This is a genomic window from Enterobacter cloacae complex sp. 418I7 (assembly GCF_050030705.1).
Taxonomy (GTDB): Bacteria; Pseudomonadota; Gammaproteobacteria; order Enterobacterales; family Enterobacteriaceae; genus Enterobacter; species Enterobacter intestinihominis.
Genome location: NZ_JBLGUU010000001.1, coordinates 3,599,146 through 3,612,927, shown reverse-complemented (window position 1 = coordinate 3,612,927; position 13,782 = coordinate 3,599,146). Strand labels below are relative to the sequence as shown.

Annotated in this window: 11 protein-coding genes; 7 read left to right on the top strand and 4 right to left on the bottom strand. The window is 54.5% G+C overall.

Features of this window, described 5'->3' with window-relative positions:
* Positions 1–20: 20 nt before the first annotated feature.
* The 3 genes from mazG (at position 21) to eno (ending at position 4,054) form a co-directional block, all read left to right on the top strand.
* Positions 21–812: a nucleoside triphosphate pyrophosphohydrolase gene (gene mazG, locus ACQG0S_RS17365; RefSeq protein WP_003862720.1), complete on the top strand. Its 792-nt coding sequence runs from the start codon at positions 21–23 to the stop codon at positions 810–812.
* Between the two features lie 223 nt (positions 813–1,035).
* Complete coding sequence (pyrG, locus tag ACQG0S_RS17360; protein WP_022649202.1) at positions 1,036–2,673, top strand: glutamine hydrolyzing CTP synthase; 1,638 nt, start codon at positions 1,036–1,038, stop codon at positions 2,671–2,673.
* Positions 2,674–2,755: 82 nt separating this feature from the next.
* On the top strand, positions 2,756–4,054 hold the full coding sequence (eno, locus tag ACQG0S_RS17355) for a phosphopyruvate hydratase (protein WP_022649201.1): 1,299 nt from the start codon (positions 2,756–2,758) through the stop codon (positions 4,052–4,054).
* Positions 4,055–4,106: 52 nt separating this feature from the next.
* Here eno and ACQG0S_RS17350 read toward each other — a convergent pair whose 3' ends face one another.
* Entirely contained in the window at positions 4,107–4,931 is an 825-nt protein-coding gene (locus ACQG0S_RS17350; RefSeq protein ID WP_015571725.1) for a MurR/RpiR family transcriptional regulator, read from the bottom strand.
* Positions 4,932–5,097: 166 nt separating this feature from the next.
* On the opposite strand from ACQG0S_RS17350, the gene ACQG0S_RS17345 reads away from it, so the two are divergent.
* From ACQG0S_RS17345 to queE, 3 genes are read left to right on the top strand one after another with little or no spacing between them, the layout of a single operon-like run.
* The gene (locus ACQG0S_RS17345; protein WP_169441282.1) at positions 5,098–6,657 is read left to right on the top strand and encodes a maltose/glucose-specific PTS transporter subunit IIC; all 1,560 of its coding nucleotides are present in this window, start codon (positions 5,098–5,100) and stop codon (positions 6,655–6,657) included.
* Complete coding sequence (locus ACQG0S_RS17340) at positions 6,657–7,364, top strand: N-acetylmannosamine-6-phosphate 2-epimerase (protein WP_023298492.1); 708 nt, start codon at positions 6,657–6,659, stop codon at positions 7,362–7,364. Before ACQG0S_RS17345 ends, ACQG0S_RS17340 begins: the two co-directional genes overlap by 1 nt.
* Positions 7,365–7,418: 54 nt before the next feature.
* Positions 7,419–8,090 (top strand): 7-carboxy-7-deazaguanine synthase QueE, encoded by a 672-nt coding sequence (queE, locus tag ACQG0S_RS17335; protein ID WP_006811780.1) that lies wholly within the window; start codon positions 7,419–7,421, stop codon positions 8,088–8,090.
* Between the two features lie 17 nt (positions 8,091–8,107).
* On the opposite strand, the gene ACQG0S_RS17330 is transcribed toward queE, so the two are convergent.
* Together ACQG0S_RS17330 and ACQG0S_RS17325 are read right to left on the bottom strand one after the other, a co-directional pair.
* Positions 8,108–9,505, bottom strand: coding sequence for an MFS transporter (locus ACQG0S_RS17330; protein ID WP_045308742.1), 1,398 nt, complete (start codon positions 9,503–9,505; stop codon positions 8,108–8,110).
* 27 nt (positions 9,506–9,532) lie between these two features.
* Complete coding sequence (locus ACQG0S_RS17325) at positions 9,533–10,702, bottom strand: M20 aminoacylase family protein (protein ID WP_048966189.1); 1,170 nt, start codon at positions 10,700–10,702, stop codon at positions 9,533–9,535.
* Positions 10,703–10,873: 171 nt separating this feature from the next.
* Between ACQG0S_RS17325 and ACQG0S_RS17320 the strand changes: the two genes are divergently transcribed.
* The gene (locus tag ACQG0S_RS17320; RefSeq protein ID WP_048966188.1) at positions 10,874–13,228 is read left to right on the top strand and encodes a helix-turn-helix domain-containing protein; all 2,355 of its coding nucleotides are present in this window, start codon (positions 10,874–10,876) and stop codon (positions 13,226–13,228) included.
* Here the strand turns inward: ACQG0S_RS17320 and queD are convergent.
* The gene (queD, locus tag ACQG0S_RS17315; protein ID WP_006811776.1) at positions 13,213–13,578 is read right to left on the bottom strand and encodes a 6-carboxytetrahydropterin synthase QueD; all 366 of its coding nucleotides are present in this window, start codon (positions 13,576–13,578) and stop codon (positions 13,213–13,215) included. The genes ACQG0S_RS17320 and queD overlap by 16 nt on opposite strands.
* Between the last annotated feature and the right edge of the window lie 204 nt (positions 13,579–13,782).

Below are 13,782 nucleotides of genomic sequence, written 5' to 3'. Positions count from 1 at the left end.
TTTGACATCAGGACAGAACTATGACTCAAATCGACCGCCTGCTTGGCATCATGAAACGCCTGCGCGACCCGGAAAACGGCTGCCCGTGGGATAAAGAGCAGACTTTCGCCACCATTGCGCCTTACACGCTGGAAGAGACCTACGAAGTGCTGGACGCGATTTCGCGCGAAGATTTCGACGACCTGCGCGGTGAGCTGGGCGACCTGCTGTTCCAGGTGGTGTTCTACGCTCAGATGGCGCAGGAAGAGGGGCGCTTTAACTTTGACGACATCTGCGCCGCTATCAGCGACAAGCTGGAGCGCCGTCATCCGCATATCTTTGGCGATGCCTCCGCAGGCAACAGTGCGGAAGTGCTGGCGCGCTGGGAGCAGATCAAAAGCGCCGAACGCGCTGAAAAATCCCAGCACTCGGCGCTGGACGACATTCCCCTGAACCTTCCTGCGCTGATGCGCGCGCACAAAATTCAAAAGCGCTGCTCGGCGGTAGGGTTTGACTGGACCTCTCTCGGCCCGGTGCTGGAAAAAGTGCACGAAGAGATCGACGAAGTGATGCATGAAGCGCAGCAGGCCGTTGTGGATGAAGCAAAGCTGGAAGAGGAGATGGGCGATCTGCTGTTCGCGACCGTCAACCTTTCTCGCCACCTCGGTGTAAAAGCGGAAACCGCCCTGCAAAAAGCGAACATTAAATTCGAACGTCGCTTCCGCGAAGTTGAGCGGATTGTGGCCTCGCGCGGCCTGGAAATGAGCGGCATTGACCTCGACGCGATGGAGGAAGTCTGGCAGGAAGTAAAACGCCAGGAACATGATCTCTAACGAAATTTTGCGATCAAGCGCAATTTGTGTGATTTTTTAAATGACAAGCGCTTGATTTGCGTCAAAAACATTTACCCAAAAGGGGCTATTTTCTCACTCCTTATGTTTGTCATGGCCTGGGAAGGAGACGGAGAATGAAAGTTTGTGGCGCTCGTCGTGTTCGGGTATACTACTTTCCCGTCCTGGTTATTCCATCGTTTCACCCTAACTTCTCAGGTTCAGCATGACAACGAACTATATTTTTGTGACCGGCGGGGTCGTATCCTCTCTGGGTAAAGGCATTGCCGCAGCCTCCCTCGCAGCCATTCTTGAAGCCCGTGGCCTCAATGTGACCATGATGAAACTGGATCCGTACATCAACGTCGATCCAGGCACCATGAGCCCAACCCAACACGGGGAAGTGTTCGTTACTGAAGACGGCGCTGAAACCGATCTGGATCTTGGCCACTACGAGCGTTTCATCCGTACCAAAATGACCCGTCGTAACAACTTTACGACTGGCCGCATCTACTCTGACGTTCTGCGTAAAGAGCGCCGTGGTGACTACCTGGGCGCGACCGTGCAGGTCATCCCACACATCACTAACGCCATCAAAGAGCGTGTCCTTGCCGGTGGCGAAGGGCATGACGTTGTGCTGGTTGAAATCGGCGGTACCGTAGGGGATATCGAATCCCTGCCGTTCCTCGAAGCGATTCGTCAGCTGGCGGTAGATATTGGTCGTGAGAACGCGCTGTTCATGCACCTGACGCTGGTGCCTTACATGGCGGCAGCAGGTGAAGTGAAAACCAAACCGACTCAGCACTCCGTTAAAGAGCTGCTCTCCATCGGTATTCAGCCTGATATCCTGGTTTGCCGTTCCGATCGCGCGATTCCGGCGAACGAACGCGCGAAAATTGCATTGTTCTGTAACGTGCCTGAAAAAGCCGTTATTTCAATGAAAGACGTCGATTCCATTTATAAAATCCCGGGCCTGTTGAAATCACAGGGTCTGGACGATTATATTTGTAAACGATTCAGCTTGAACTGTCCGGAAGCTAACCTGTCTGAATGGGAGCAGGTGATTTACGAAGAAGCCAATCCGGGCGGCGAAGTGACTATCGGTATGGTCGGCAAGTATATTGAACTGCCGGATGCCTATAAGTCAGTTATCGAGGCGCTGAAGCACGGTGGTCTGAAGAATCGCGTCTCCGTCAACATCAAGCTGATTGATTCGCAGGATGTTGAAACGCGCGGCGTTGAAATTCTCAAAGATCTGGATGCGATTCTCATCCCTGGCGGCTTCGGCTACCGTGGTGTTGAAGGCAAGATCGCCACTGCACGCTATGCGCGTGAAAACAATATTCCATACCTCGGCATCTGCCTGGGTATGCAGGTTGCGCTGATTGAATTTGCGCGCAACGTAGCGGGAATGGAAAACGCGAACTCTACGGAATTTGTGCCAGACTGTAAGTACCCTGTCGTGGCGCTGATTACGGAATGGCGCGACGAAGACGGTAACGTCGAAGTCCGTACCGAGAAGAGCGATCTGGGTGGCACCATGCGTCTTGGCGCACAGGCCTGCCAGCTGTCAGACGATAGCGTGGTTCGCAAGCTGTACGGCGAGCCGGTGATTACCGAGCGCCATCGTCACCGCTATGAAGTCAACAACATGTTGTTGAAACAAATTGAAGCTGCAGGTCTGCGTGTTGCAGGCCGTTCTGGGGATGATCAGTTAGTCGAGATCATCGAAGTGCCAAACCATCCGTGGTTCGTGGCCTGCCAATTCCACCCGGAATTTACTTCAACGCCGCGTGACGGGCATCCGCTGTTTGCAGGCTTCGTGAAAGCCGCCAGCGAGTACCAGAAGCGTCAGGCGAAGTAAAAAAAGTTAGAACGGCAACGCGTACCCCTGGTACGCGTTGTTTGTCTGGAGTTTTAGTTTAACTTGTACTGAGGAAAATCTAATGTCCAAAATCGTTAAAGTCATCGGTCGTGAAATCATCGACTCCCGTGGTAACCCGACCGTTGAAGCCGAAGTTCATCTGGAAGGTGGTTTCGTCGGTATGGCTGCTGCTCCATCAGGCGCATCTACAGGTTCCCGCGAAGCGCTGGAACTGCGTGATGGCGACAAATCCCGTTTCATGGGCAAAGGCGTACTGAAAGCGGTTGGCGCTGTTAACGGTCCTATTGCTCAGGCTATCGTTGGCAAAGATGCCAAAGATCAGGCTGGCATCGACAAGATCATGATCGATCTGGACGGTACTGAAAACAAATCTAACTTCGGTGCGAACGCAATCCTGGCAGTTTCCCTGGCGAACGCCAAAGCAGCCGCTGCTGCTAAAGGTATGCCACTGTTCGAGCACATCGCTGAACTGAACGGCACCCCAGGCAAATACTCCATGCCTGTACCAATGATGAACATCATCAACGGTGGTGAGCACGCAGACAACAACGTTGATATTCAGGAATTCATGATTCAGCCTGTTGGCGCGAAATCCCTGAAAGAAGCGGTGCGTATGGGTTCTGAAGTGTTCCACAACCTGGCTAAAGTTCTGAAAGCTAAAGGTATGAACACTGCTGTTGGTGACGAAGGTGGCTACGCGCCAAACCTGGGTTCTAACGCAGAAGCGCTGGCTGTTATCGCTGAAGCGGTTAAAGCAGCAGGCTACGAGCTGGGCAAAGACATCACCCTGGCGATGGACTGTGCAGCATCTGAATTCTACAAAGACGGTAAATACGTTCTGGCTGGCGAAGGCAACAAAGCATTCACCTCCGAAGAGTTCACCCACTTCCTGGAAGACCTGACCAAACAGTACCCAATCGTTTCTATCGAAGACGGTCTGGACGAGTCTGACTGGGATGGTTTCGCATACCAGACCAAAGTACTGGGCGACAAAATCCAGCTGGTTGGTGACGATCTGTTCGTAACCAACACCAAGATCCTGAAAGAAGGCATCGAGAAAGGCATCGTTAACTCCATCCTGATCAAATTCAACCAGATCGGTTCTCTGACCGAAACGCTGGCTGCGATCAAAATGGCGAAAGACGCTGGCTACACCGCTGTTATCTCTCACCGTTCTGGCGAAACTGAAGACGCTACCATCGCTGACCTGGCTGTGGGTACCGCTGCTGGCCAGATCAAAACCGGTTCTATGAGCCGTTCTGACCGTGTTGCTAAATACAACCAGCTGATTCGTATCGAAGAAGCGCTGGGCGAAAAAGCACCTTACAACGGTCGTAAAGAGATCAAAGGCCAGGCATAAGCCTGAACTTTCGTTCTTATGAAAAAACCCGCTTCGGCGGGTTTTTTGTTTTCTATAGCAGAAGCGGCAGCGTGGCGCTGGCCGTTTGCTGGCTTACGTCACCGTAATGGCTGTCTACTGCAATAAGGGAAGTGGTAAGCAGTTCAACCAGCAGCATCACGCCAACCTTGGCATTGAGCGCACCCGCGCTCAGCGGTCCCTCGGGCTTGGCTGCAACCAGCTGTAAATCGCTCAGGGAGGCCAGCGGGCTGCGGGGTGTATTGCTGAGCGCCAGTACCTTAACGCCACGCTTGCGGGCGAGTTTCACCACGTGAAGCAGATCCCGTGTAGAGCCAGAACTTGAGATGGCCACCACCAGCGTCTCTTTCGAGAGCGTCGTCGCATTCATGGCGGCGCGATGCATATCGCTAAACAGCTGTGCAGGTTTGCCGAGTCGCAGCAGCTTGTAATGCAAATACTCCCCCAGAATCGCGCTGGCCGCCACCCCGTAAATTTGCACTGATTGCGCCTGATGCAAGGCCAGTGTCGCCTGTTCAAGCTGGGCCCGGTCGAGGAGTTTTGCGGTATCTTGCAGCGCCTGGACAGACTCATCCACCACGTTATCTATCGCATCTCCTGCCTGACGCTCTGGCAAACCCTGCTGAATATCCAGCGCAAGCGCCATTTTAAATTCGTTATATCCCTTACAGCCCAGCGTGCGGCAAAGGCGTGTGACGCTGGCCTCGCTGGTGCCGCTTTCACGCGCCAGCTCGGTGATCGTCAGGTAGAGCACCCTGGCAGGATCGTTGAGAACAAACTCCCCCAGTTTTTGTTGCGTTGGGCTGTACCCGGAAGCCTCCTGGCGTAGCTTCAGCAGCAGGTTTTCATGGTCCGACATGCTAGATCCTTAATGCGTTTCTCTGCCAACTAGTGTGGCGGAAAGCGGGGGAGAGATGCCAGTCATTTCGAAAAAGTATGATCGGCGTCCTGATTTTTGGTGGTAATTTTCACAATTTAAATTATATGTGGTAAAAATTTTCATCAACAACCAGGGGGATAAAAAAATGATGCAAATGTTCAGCGGAGCGTCTTCCGGCGGATGGTTTGAAAAAGCGCAGCGCTTTGGCAAATCCTTTATGTTACCCATCGCCATACTGCCCGCAGCAGGTCTGTTGTTGGGGATCGGCGGGGCGCTATCGAATCCGAATACGCTTACCGCGTATCCATTTTTAGACGTTGGCTGGCTACAGGCCATCTTTACCATCATGAGCAGTGCAGGCTCGATTGTGTTCGCAAACCTGTCGGTACTGTTTGCTGTTGGGGTCGCCGTTGGGCTGGCAAAAAATGATAAAGGTACGGCAGGGCTGGCGGCATTACTCGCTTATCTGGTGATGAATGCCACTATCAATGCGCTGCTGATCCTGACCGGAAAACTGGCGCATGAGAACCCGGGCGCCGTAGGGCAGGGCATGACGCTGGGTATTCAGACGCTTGAAACGGGCGTGTTTGGTGGGGTCGTTATTGGGCTTGTGACCTGCGCACTGCATCATCGGTTTAATAAAATCGCGCTTCCGCAATTCCTGGGCTTTTTTGGCGGCTCACGCTTCGTACCCATTATCAGCTCACTGGCGGCGATACTCGTCGGCGCGCTGATGACCGTGGTCTGGCCGCATTTTCAGAAGCTGATCTTTGGCCTTGGCGGTCTGGTGGATGCCACCGGCTATCTGGGAACATTGCTGTACGGCTTCATCCTGCGCATGCTTGGCCCGTTTGGCCTGCACCACATCTTTTATCTGCCGTTCTGGACCACCGCGCTTGGCGGCAGTGAAATTGTTAACGGTCACCTGGTTGAGGGCACGCAGCGGATCTTCTTTGCTCAGCTCGCGGACCCGAACACCCAGCACTTCTATGAGGGCACGTCGCGCTTCATGTCCGGGCGCTTTATCACGATGATGTTTGGCCTGCTGGGCGCCTGCCTGGCGATGTACCACACGGCTAAACCCGAGAACAAGAAGCGCGTAGCCGGGCTGCTGCTGTCAGCGGCGTTAACCTCTTTCCTGACGGGCATTACCGAGCCCATCGAGTTCTCATTCCTGTTTATTGCGCCGGTGCTGTACGTCATTCATGCGCTGTTTGACGGGCTGGCGTTTATGCTCGCGCACATGCTGCATATCACCATCGGGCAAACTTTCTCCGGCGGGTTTATTGATTTCGTGCTGTTCGGCATTTTGCAGGGTGAAGCGAAAACTAACTGGATGTTCGTCCCGCTGGTAGGCGTACCGTGGTTCTTCCTTTACTACTGTACTTTCCGCTATCTGATTAAACGTTTTGATTTTGCCACGCCGGGCCGTGAAAAGGAGGCGTTGGCTGACGAGGCTACCCTGCCGCAAAGCGAGCGTGCCGCGGCGGTGATCGCCGGATTGGGTGGAAGAGACAATCTGGATGACGTTGACTGCTGCGCCACGCGTCTTCGCGTCACGGTGAAAGACAGTAGCAAAGTCAATGAAGCAGCACTGAAAGCGACCGGCGCGCGCGGCGTTATCGTCCGCGGCAACGGTGTCCAGGTCATCTATGGCCCGCACGTCACCATTATCAAAAACGAAGTGGAAGAGATCTTATCGTAATGAAAACTGTACTGGATAACCTGAAAGGAAAACTGGTCGTCTCCTGCCAGGCGCTGGAAAATGAACCGCTGCACAGCCCGTTTATTATGTCGCGAATGGCGCTGGCGGCAGCCCAGGGCGGTGCCGCTGCGATCCGCGCCAATAGCGTGGTGGATATCAAGGCTATCAAAGGGCTGGTCTCACTGCCGGTCATCGGCATCATCAAACGGGACTATCCGGATAGCGAGGTGTTTATCACCGCAACGCTCAAAGAAGTGGATGAGCTGATGGCGGTCGCCCCGGACATCGTTGCGCTGGATGCGACCGCCCGGAAACGGCCCGGTGGCGTATCGCTGGACATGCTGATCGCGCAGATCCGCACCCGTTACCCTTCGCTGCTGCTGATGGCGGATATTGCCACCGTGCAGGAGGCCGTGACCGCGCAGGCGCTGGGGTTTGATTGTGTCGGAACCACCCTTTACGGTTATACGGCAGAGACCGCGGGCCATTCGCTACCGGAAAATGACTGCGCGTTTTTGAAAGAGGTGCTGTCTGCCGTCACGATCCCCGTGATTGCCGAAGGTAACGTGGATACCCCCGATCGCGCGGCCAGGTGTCTGGAGTTGGGTGCGCATACGGTTGTCGTCGGCGGGGCGATCACCCGACCGCAGCAAATTACGGAACGGTTTATGGCGGCAATTGGCGCGCAAAGCACCGATGGAGCATGATCATCTGACGGGGATCTGCGATACTTATCGTTTATTCCCTTAACAGAGTTGACTATGCAGTACCCGATTAACGAGATGTTCCAGACCCTGCAAGGCGAGGGTTACTTTACCGGCGTTCCCGCTATCTTTATTCGTTTACAGGGATGCCCGGTTGGCTGCGCCTGGTGTGATACCAAACATACGTGGGATAAGCTCGCAGATCGGGAAGTGTCGCTGTTCAGCATTCTGGCGAAAACCAAAGAGAGCGATAAATGGGGCGCGGGCAGCGCGGAAGATCTGCTTGCCATTATTGGTCGTCAGGGCTGGACGGCGCGGCATGTGGTGATCACCGGCGGGGAACCCTGCATTCACGATTTGATGCCCCTCACCGAACTGCTCGAGAAGAACGGCTATAGCTGTCAGATCGAAACCAGCGGTACCCATGAAGTGCGCTGCTCCCATTCAACGTGGGTAACGGTTTCACCGAAAGTGAATATGCGCGGCGGTTATGACGTACTGTCGCAGGCGCTTGAGCGTGCGGATGAGATCAAACATCCGGTGGGGCGCGTGCGTGACATCGAAGCGCTGGACGAACTGCTGGCGACGCTGACGGACGAAAAGCAGCGCGTGATCGCGCTACAGCCTATCAGCCAGAAAGACGATGCAACCCGTCTGTGCATTGAAACCTGTATCGCCCGCAACTGGCGCCTGTCGATGCAGACGCACAAATATCTGAACATTGCCTGATACTTTTGTGGCCCCGCTTAACGCGGGGCTTTTGTTGTTGGCAGTAAAGCCCAGGTCACGACTGCCGACCCAAGGCAAATCGCACTGTTGAACAGCAAGGCATACTGCGCGGCACTGGCCATTCCCATCGGCAGCCATAGGGCGTACAGCGATGCGGTGACCGCGATCCCCATTGCGCCGCCAAGGGAACTGCCCATCTTATAGATCCCTGAAGCCACCCCCACTTTGTTTTCAGGGGCATTCATTACCGCCGTGTCCGTTGAGGGCGTGGCGTAACATCCGAGCCCCAGCCCGAATAAAATATTGCTCAGAAAGACGGTGACAATGTAGACCTCTTTGCTTAAGAAGGTGCATGAAATCAGCGTAATACCTGTTGCGGTCAGCAGCGGGCCGGTCATCATCGGCAGCCTGGCGCCATAGCGCTGAAGCAGTTTTTCACCCACCCGGATCATCGCCAGTACGGTAACCAGATACCCCAGCGTCATCATGCCGGTCTGTAGCGGTGACAGATGATGGCCTTGCTGCAACCAGATGCTGGCGATCATCATGGTGCCAATGCAGCCGTTGAGCAGGAAATTTGAGAATACCGAGGCGCTATAGGCACGGTTTTTAAACAGGGCGAAATCGATCAATGCCGCATCGCCCTTCCGCCGCCCGGTAACGACAAAGCACATCAGTGCAATCACGGCTCCACACAGTACAAGAAGCGATAAACTGCTGCTCCAGCCCCAGCTGTGTCCTTTGCTGATAAACAGATTGAACAGCACCAGCATAAGGACAAAACTCACCAGGCCGCTGATATCCAGCTTGTGTCGACACGCATCAGGGCTGCGGCTTTCCGGCGTGGCGCGGATAAGCAATAGCGCGACCAGAGCCACCACTATCGACAAAATAAAAATCCAGCGCCAGCCCAGCGTGGTGGCGATGGCGCCTCCCACAAACGAGCTCAGGCCACTCCCGCCCCATGAACCAATAACCCAGAAGCTGATTGCGCGCTGGCGTGCTTTCCCTTCATACCAGGTCTTAATCAGCGCCAGCGTGGCGGGCATGATGCAGGCCGCGGATAGCCCCTGTATCGCTCTTCCCAACAGAAACAGGACGGGCTCCCATGAAATGAACAGCAGACCGCTTCCGATCATGCTCAAAATCAGGCCTGTCATGGTCAGGCGCATGCGCCCAAACTTATCGGCAAACCCACCGCAGGCTACGACAAAACAGCCGCTAAACAACGCGCTCAGGCTGACGGCCAGCGTAAGGGTTTCGAGGGCAATGTCGAGGCTATTCTGCATGGCCGGAACCACGTTGATAACCGACTGGGCAAACAGCCAGAAGGTCAGAACGCTCATGACGATACCCGCCAGCAGCCGATCGTTACCGGCGTAGGCGGATGCGTCTGTCAGGGAAACGGTACTCATAATGCAGCCCTCCCGGGAAGGTGCGAATCAGCGCAGATAGTGTTCGGTCAGTGCGGCCCACAGCGCCGCGCCGGTGAGGAGAATAGTGTCGTTAAAGTCGTAGCCCGGGTTATGCACCATGCAGCGGTCAGGCTCATCGCCAGCGCCAAGGGTGAAATAACAGCCATTGGGATTTTTCTCGAGCATGAACGCAAAGTCCTCGCTGCCCATAAACGCATTCACCTCCGCGACGGACTCCTGACCGAACAGATCGGTGGCGACGTTGCGCACCATCTCATTGGCTTGCGGATTGTTTTTCAGTACCGGGCTGCCATTAATGTGTCGAATGGTAGCCGTGGCATTGAAACTTTCCGCCTGCGCAACGGCGATATCATGGATGCGCTGTAGCACGGTTTGCCGCACGCTTTCATCCAGCGTGCGCACGGTAAGTTTCATCAATACTTTGTCGTTGATGATGTTGGGGGCATGTCCAGCCTGAATGCTGCCTACGGTAACGACGGCAGGCTGAAAAGGGGTGATATTGCGCGAAACAATGGACTGCAAAGCGATAGTGATATGACAGGCAACCAGGGTGGCATCTACGGTATGTTCTGGCACCGCACCGTGACCCCCCACGCCGTTAACCTCAATATGAAGGGTGTCCGAAGAGGCCATCATGGCGCCATCGCGCAGACCAATTTTTCCGACGGGCTGTGACGGCATATTGTGCAGACCAAAAATGTGGTCGCAGGGGAACAGGTCAAACAAACCGTCCTCTACCATAACGCGTCCGCCATACAGAAGTTCTTCCGCGGGCTGAAAAATAAGGTGCAGCGTGCCGTTAAAATTGCGGGTGCGTGCCAGGTACTCCGCTGCATACAGGAGCGTTGTGGTGTGGCCGTCATGACCGCAGCCGTGGAATTTACCCTCAACGGTACTGCTCCAGGCCTTGCCGCTGTTTTCCTGCATAGGCAGCGCATCCATGTCGGCGCGCAGACCCAGGCGTTTAGGCCCGTTACCCACCTTCAGTGTGCCGACCACACCGGTTTTCGCCAGGCCGCGATGAACATCATATCCCCATTCCTCAAGCAACGCCGCAACGCGATCGCTCGTATTGTGCTCCTCAAAACCAATTTCAGGATGCTGATGAAAATAGCGACGTAATTCAGTGAACTGGGCTTCTTTGCCGCGCAGAGCTTCGATAATTGGATGTGTCATTTTTGTTATCCTTTTTATGCCAAACGGTGATAATTTCGAGTCTATGACGATCGCACTGCCAGAAAATGCATTTTTTTGTTGTAAAGCGACGGTTTTGTTTTGATTGTTTTTCATACAATTCCGTTATGACAAAAAAGAGCCGGTCATTATTTGTCTTTGATGAGGGGAAAGATGAATCAGCGGGGAGATGAATTTTGGGTGGAGATCCAGGACATTCGCCACTGCGTGGAGGATGAAGGCGATACGCTAACGTTGCTCTGGGTGCTGGAAGGGCGGGCTGAGCTGAATACCGATGTGGGACGTGACATCCTGGAGGCCAATACCCTTGCCATCATCAACCGTCATCGACGCTGGCAGTTCACGAGCGAAACGGCAAATATCACCCTGCGCGTGTCCCTTTCCGGGCGCTGGGTGGTCCAGCTCTGCAATGATTTTTTTGTCCATGATTACGCTATACCGGCAGAAGCCGGAGGCGTCTGGCCCCAATGCGATGCGCTTCGCGATCTGCTGCGCCAGCTTCTTGTGGTCACCCTCATTAACGACCCACACCGCTACCGGTTGGAGACGTACCGCTGGCTGAGCGAGATATTGCTGTTGCTGACCAGCCGCTTTCAGCAGCCCGCCCGGTATTTGTCCCGTGAACTTTCCCCAGCGCACAGCAAACGCATTGCCCGGGTGATAGAGCGGATCAATGCCAGTTATTCTCGCCGTATTACGCTAGCGGAAATCGCCGCGAGTGAATATGTCTCTGAAGCCTGGCTCTCTCGTCTCTTTAGAAAGGAAGTGGGGATCAGTTTCATGCAGTACATCACCACCCTGCGGCTGGAAAAGGCGGCTGACGCGCTCCGTCTGACGAACCGACCGCTGCACCAGATTGCGCTTGAGCAGGGTTTCGCCAGCACGCGTATGATGACCGATCGGTTTCGGCGTGTTCACAATATGTCCCCGGGTGAGTTTCGTAAGTCCCGACGCCAGCACCCGGAGGCCACACGTGTTCGTACGGACAGGTGTGAGCAGCGCTATCCGGTGGCCATGGATAAGCTGTTTAGCCTGCTCAATGAACCGGTGGCGCGCGGCTGGGGAGCCTCCCCGCTTATCGATCGACCGCAGCAGGAGCAGACACTGGATCTTGAGCAGCTTAATTCTCTCTCCACCTCGCTGCGCCGTATGCGGGTGGTCATTACTCTGCGTGAGCTCGACGATTTACTGCGTGAGGACGTTCGTCAGAATCTTGAAGCGATAAATGAGGCCATTCCCATAGAGGGGATTGATATCGCCGAACCTTTTCTCAGCAGCCGTCTGTTTGCCACCGGGTGGGATGACCCCCAGATGGCGGGCTACGCCTGCTGGTACAATCTGCATCAGCTCTTCACCTGGCTGGCAAAAAAGCAATGGACGGTGCTGCTGCACACCGGCGTAACGACCCGTCGCGATCTACTTGCCCGTTTTTTACAACGGTCGGTCAATCATTTTTCGCCCGTGATCACCGCGGGCTGGCACTTTGTCATGCACTGGTCAACACAGGCGAGTGAGGAGACCCGGGAGCAGGTCTGGCTGGCGCAGCAAAACGTCATACGCAACTATCTGCCACAGGCAAAGTTTGGTTTATGGCATCGATTTTCACCCGACAGCGCGGGCGTGAGCGACAATACCCTGTTCAGCTCAGCCATCCTGATGCAGGCCGATTTTCTTGCCTGTTCAGCCGATGCCAATGAACTTCTCGATCCTGCGCAGCGGGAGCCAGCCCAACTCTCTTCTACAGAAAATTATCCGGTACAGAAGATCCGCCAGATTATCGCCGCCCTTCGTCTGCGCAAATGTTCGCTTCCCGTCTGGCTTCTCTCCTGGAATACCCTCACCGGGAACACGCGGGCGACAAACGGCTGGTTTTTTCGTGGGGCGCTGCTGATGCAGAGCCTGCTCGGGCTATCGGAACAGGTCTGGCTAGGGGGATTCTGGCTCAATTCGGGCCTTCAGGGTGAAGCCCGTGCGAACAACACCATCGATACGTCAAGCCTTGCGCTACAGTACAACCATGGTCTTCCACGGCCGGTTTATTGGGTACTCTGGCTCTGGCAACGCCTGCGGGGCGAGGTGCTGGTAAACGACGGGCGTGTTCTGCTCACGCGCCATCACAATGGTTACCAGTTGCTGCTGCGTAATGTGGTGGTTTTTAATCCGCTCCTTTCCAGTGAAGAAGCATTCATCCAGCGTTTTCGCCAGCAGTATCATTTACACCTGAAGGGAATGCGCGGTATTTGGCGAATTAAACGCCATCTTTTCGATCAGCATAACGGCGCGCTCTATCCGTTGCTTGAAGGGGTAGGCAGCGAAAGCGGCCCTGACGAAGAGATGTGGCGCTGGATAGCGCACAAAGCGCGTCCAACGCTTTCCCTATACGATGAACGCATTGATGACGGCTGGCAACTGACAGAATCACTGGAGAGTAATGCGCTGGTGCTCTATGAGTTTACGCCGCTCGTGCCTCTTGAGGCCGAAACGGAGGAGATTCACTCCCCGCGGTAGACGCAGCCTGCCGTGCAGGTCTCTTTGATCATCACCGCGCTCAGCAGCGGCACAAGCGGTTTCATCTGATCCCAAATCCATTTCGCCAGCACTTCGCTGGTCGGGTTTTCAAGGCCCGGAATATCATTCAGATAGTAGTGATCGAGACGATCGTAGGTCGGCTTAAACGCGGCCTTCAGTTCGGCAAAGTCCATGATCCAGCCCGTATGGGGATCGACTTCACCGGTGATTTCAAGACGCACCATAAACGAGTGTCCATGCAGGCGGCCACATTTGTGCCCGGCAGGAACGTGTGGAAGGTGGTGTGCGGCTTCGAAGGTGAAATCTTTAAACAGTGTGGTGGACATCATAGCTCTCAGGAATGCGGAAAAAACCGCCGCATAGTACCGGAAAGCACAATTTTTATCATTAACTAAAACGGCTCTGAACGGTCACCGCCTCGTATTCATGGTGTTTATCGACTTTTGTTGTTTTATTTCATATAGTTATTTAATCGCTTTTATCGTTAAGAACGATAACTAAAACAGGTTAGTCCATTTGGTTATTTATTATTT

Bases quoted from the DNA above. Each gene is read 5' to 3' on its own strand.
- mazG (WP_003862720.1), top strand. From the start codon at position 21: ATGACTCAAATCGACCGCCTGCTTGGCATCATGAAACGCCTGCGCGAC.
- pyrG (WP_022649202.1), top strand. From the start codon at position 1,036: ATGACAACGAACTATATTTTTGTGACCGGCGGGGTCGTATCCTCTCTG.
- eno (WP_022649201.1), top strand. From the start codon at position 2,756: ATGTCCAAAATCGTTAAAGTCATCGGTCGTGAAATCATCGACTCCCGT.
- ACQG0S_RS17350 (WP_015571725.1), bottom strand. From the start codon at position 4,931: ATGTCGGACCATGAAAACCTGCTGCTGAAGCTACGCCAGGAGGCTTCC.
- ACQG0S_RS17345 (WP_169441282.1), top strand. From the start codon at position 5,098: ATGATGCAAATGTTCAGCGGAGCGTCTTCCGGCGGATGGTTTGAAAAA.
- ACQG0S_RS17340 (WP_023298492.1), top strand. From the start codon at position 6,657: ATGAAAACTGTACTGGATAACCTGAAAGGAAAACTGGTCGTCTCCTGC.
- queE (WP_006811780.1), top strand. From the start codon at position 7,419: ATGCAGTACCCGATTAACGAGATGTTCCAGACCCTGCAAGGCGAGGGT.
- ACQG0S_RS17330 (WP_045308742.1), bottom strand. From the start codon at position 9,505: ATGAGTACCGTTTCCCTGACAGACGCATCCGCCTACGCCGGTAACGAT.
- ACQG0S_RS17325 (WP_048966189.1), bottom strand. From the start codon at position 10,702: ATGACACATCCAATTATCGAAGCTCTGCGCGGCAAAGAAGCCCAGTTC.
- ACQG0S_RS17320 (WP_048966188.1), top strand. From the start codon at position 10,874: ATGAATCAGCGGGGAGATGAATTTTGGGTGGAGATCCAGGACATTCGC.
- queD (WP_006811776.1), bottom strand. From the start codon at position 13,578: ATGATGTCCACCACACTGTTTAAAGATTTCACCTTCGAAGCCGCACAC.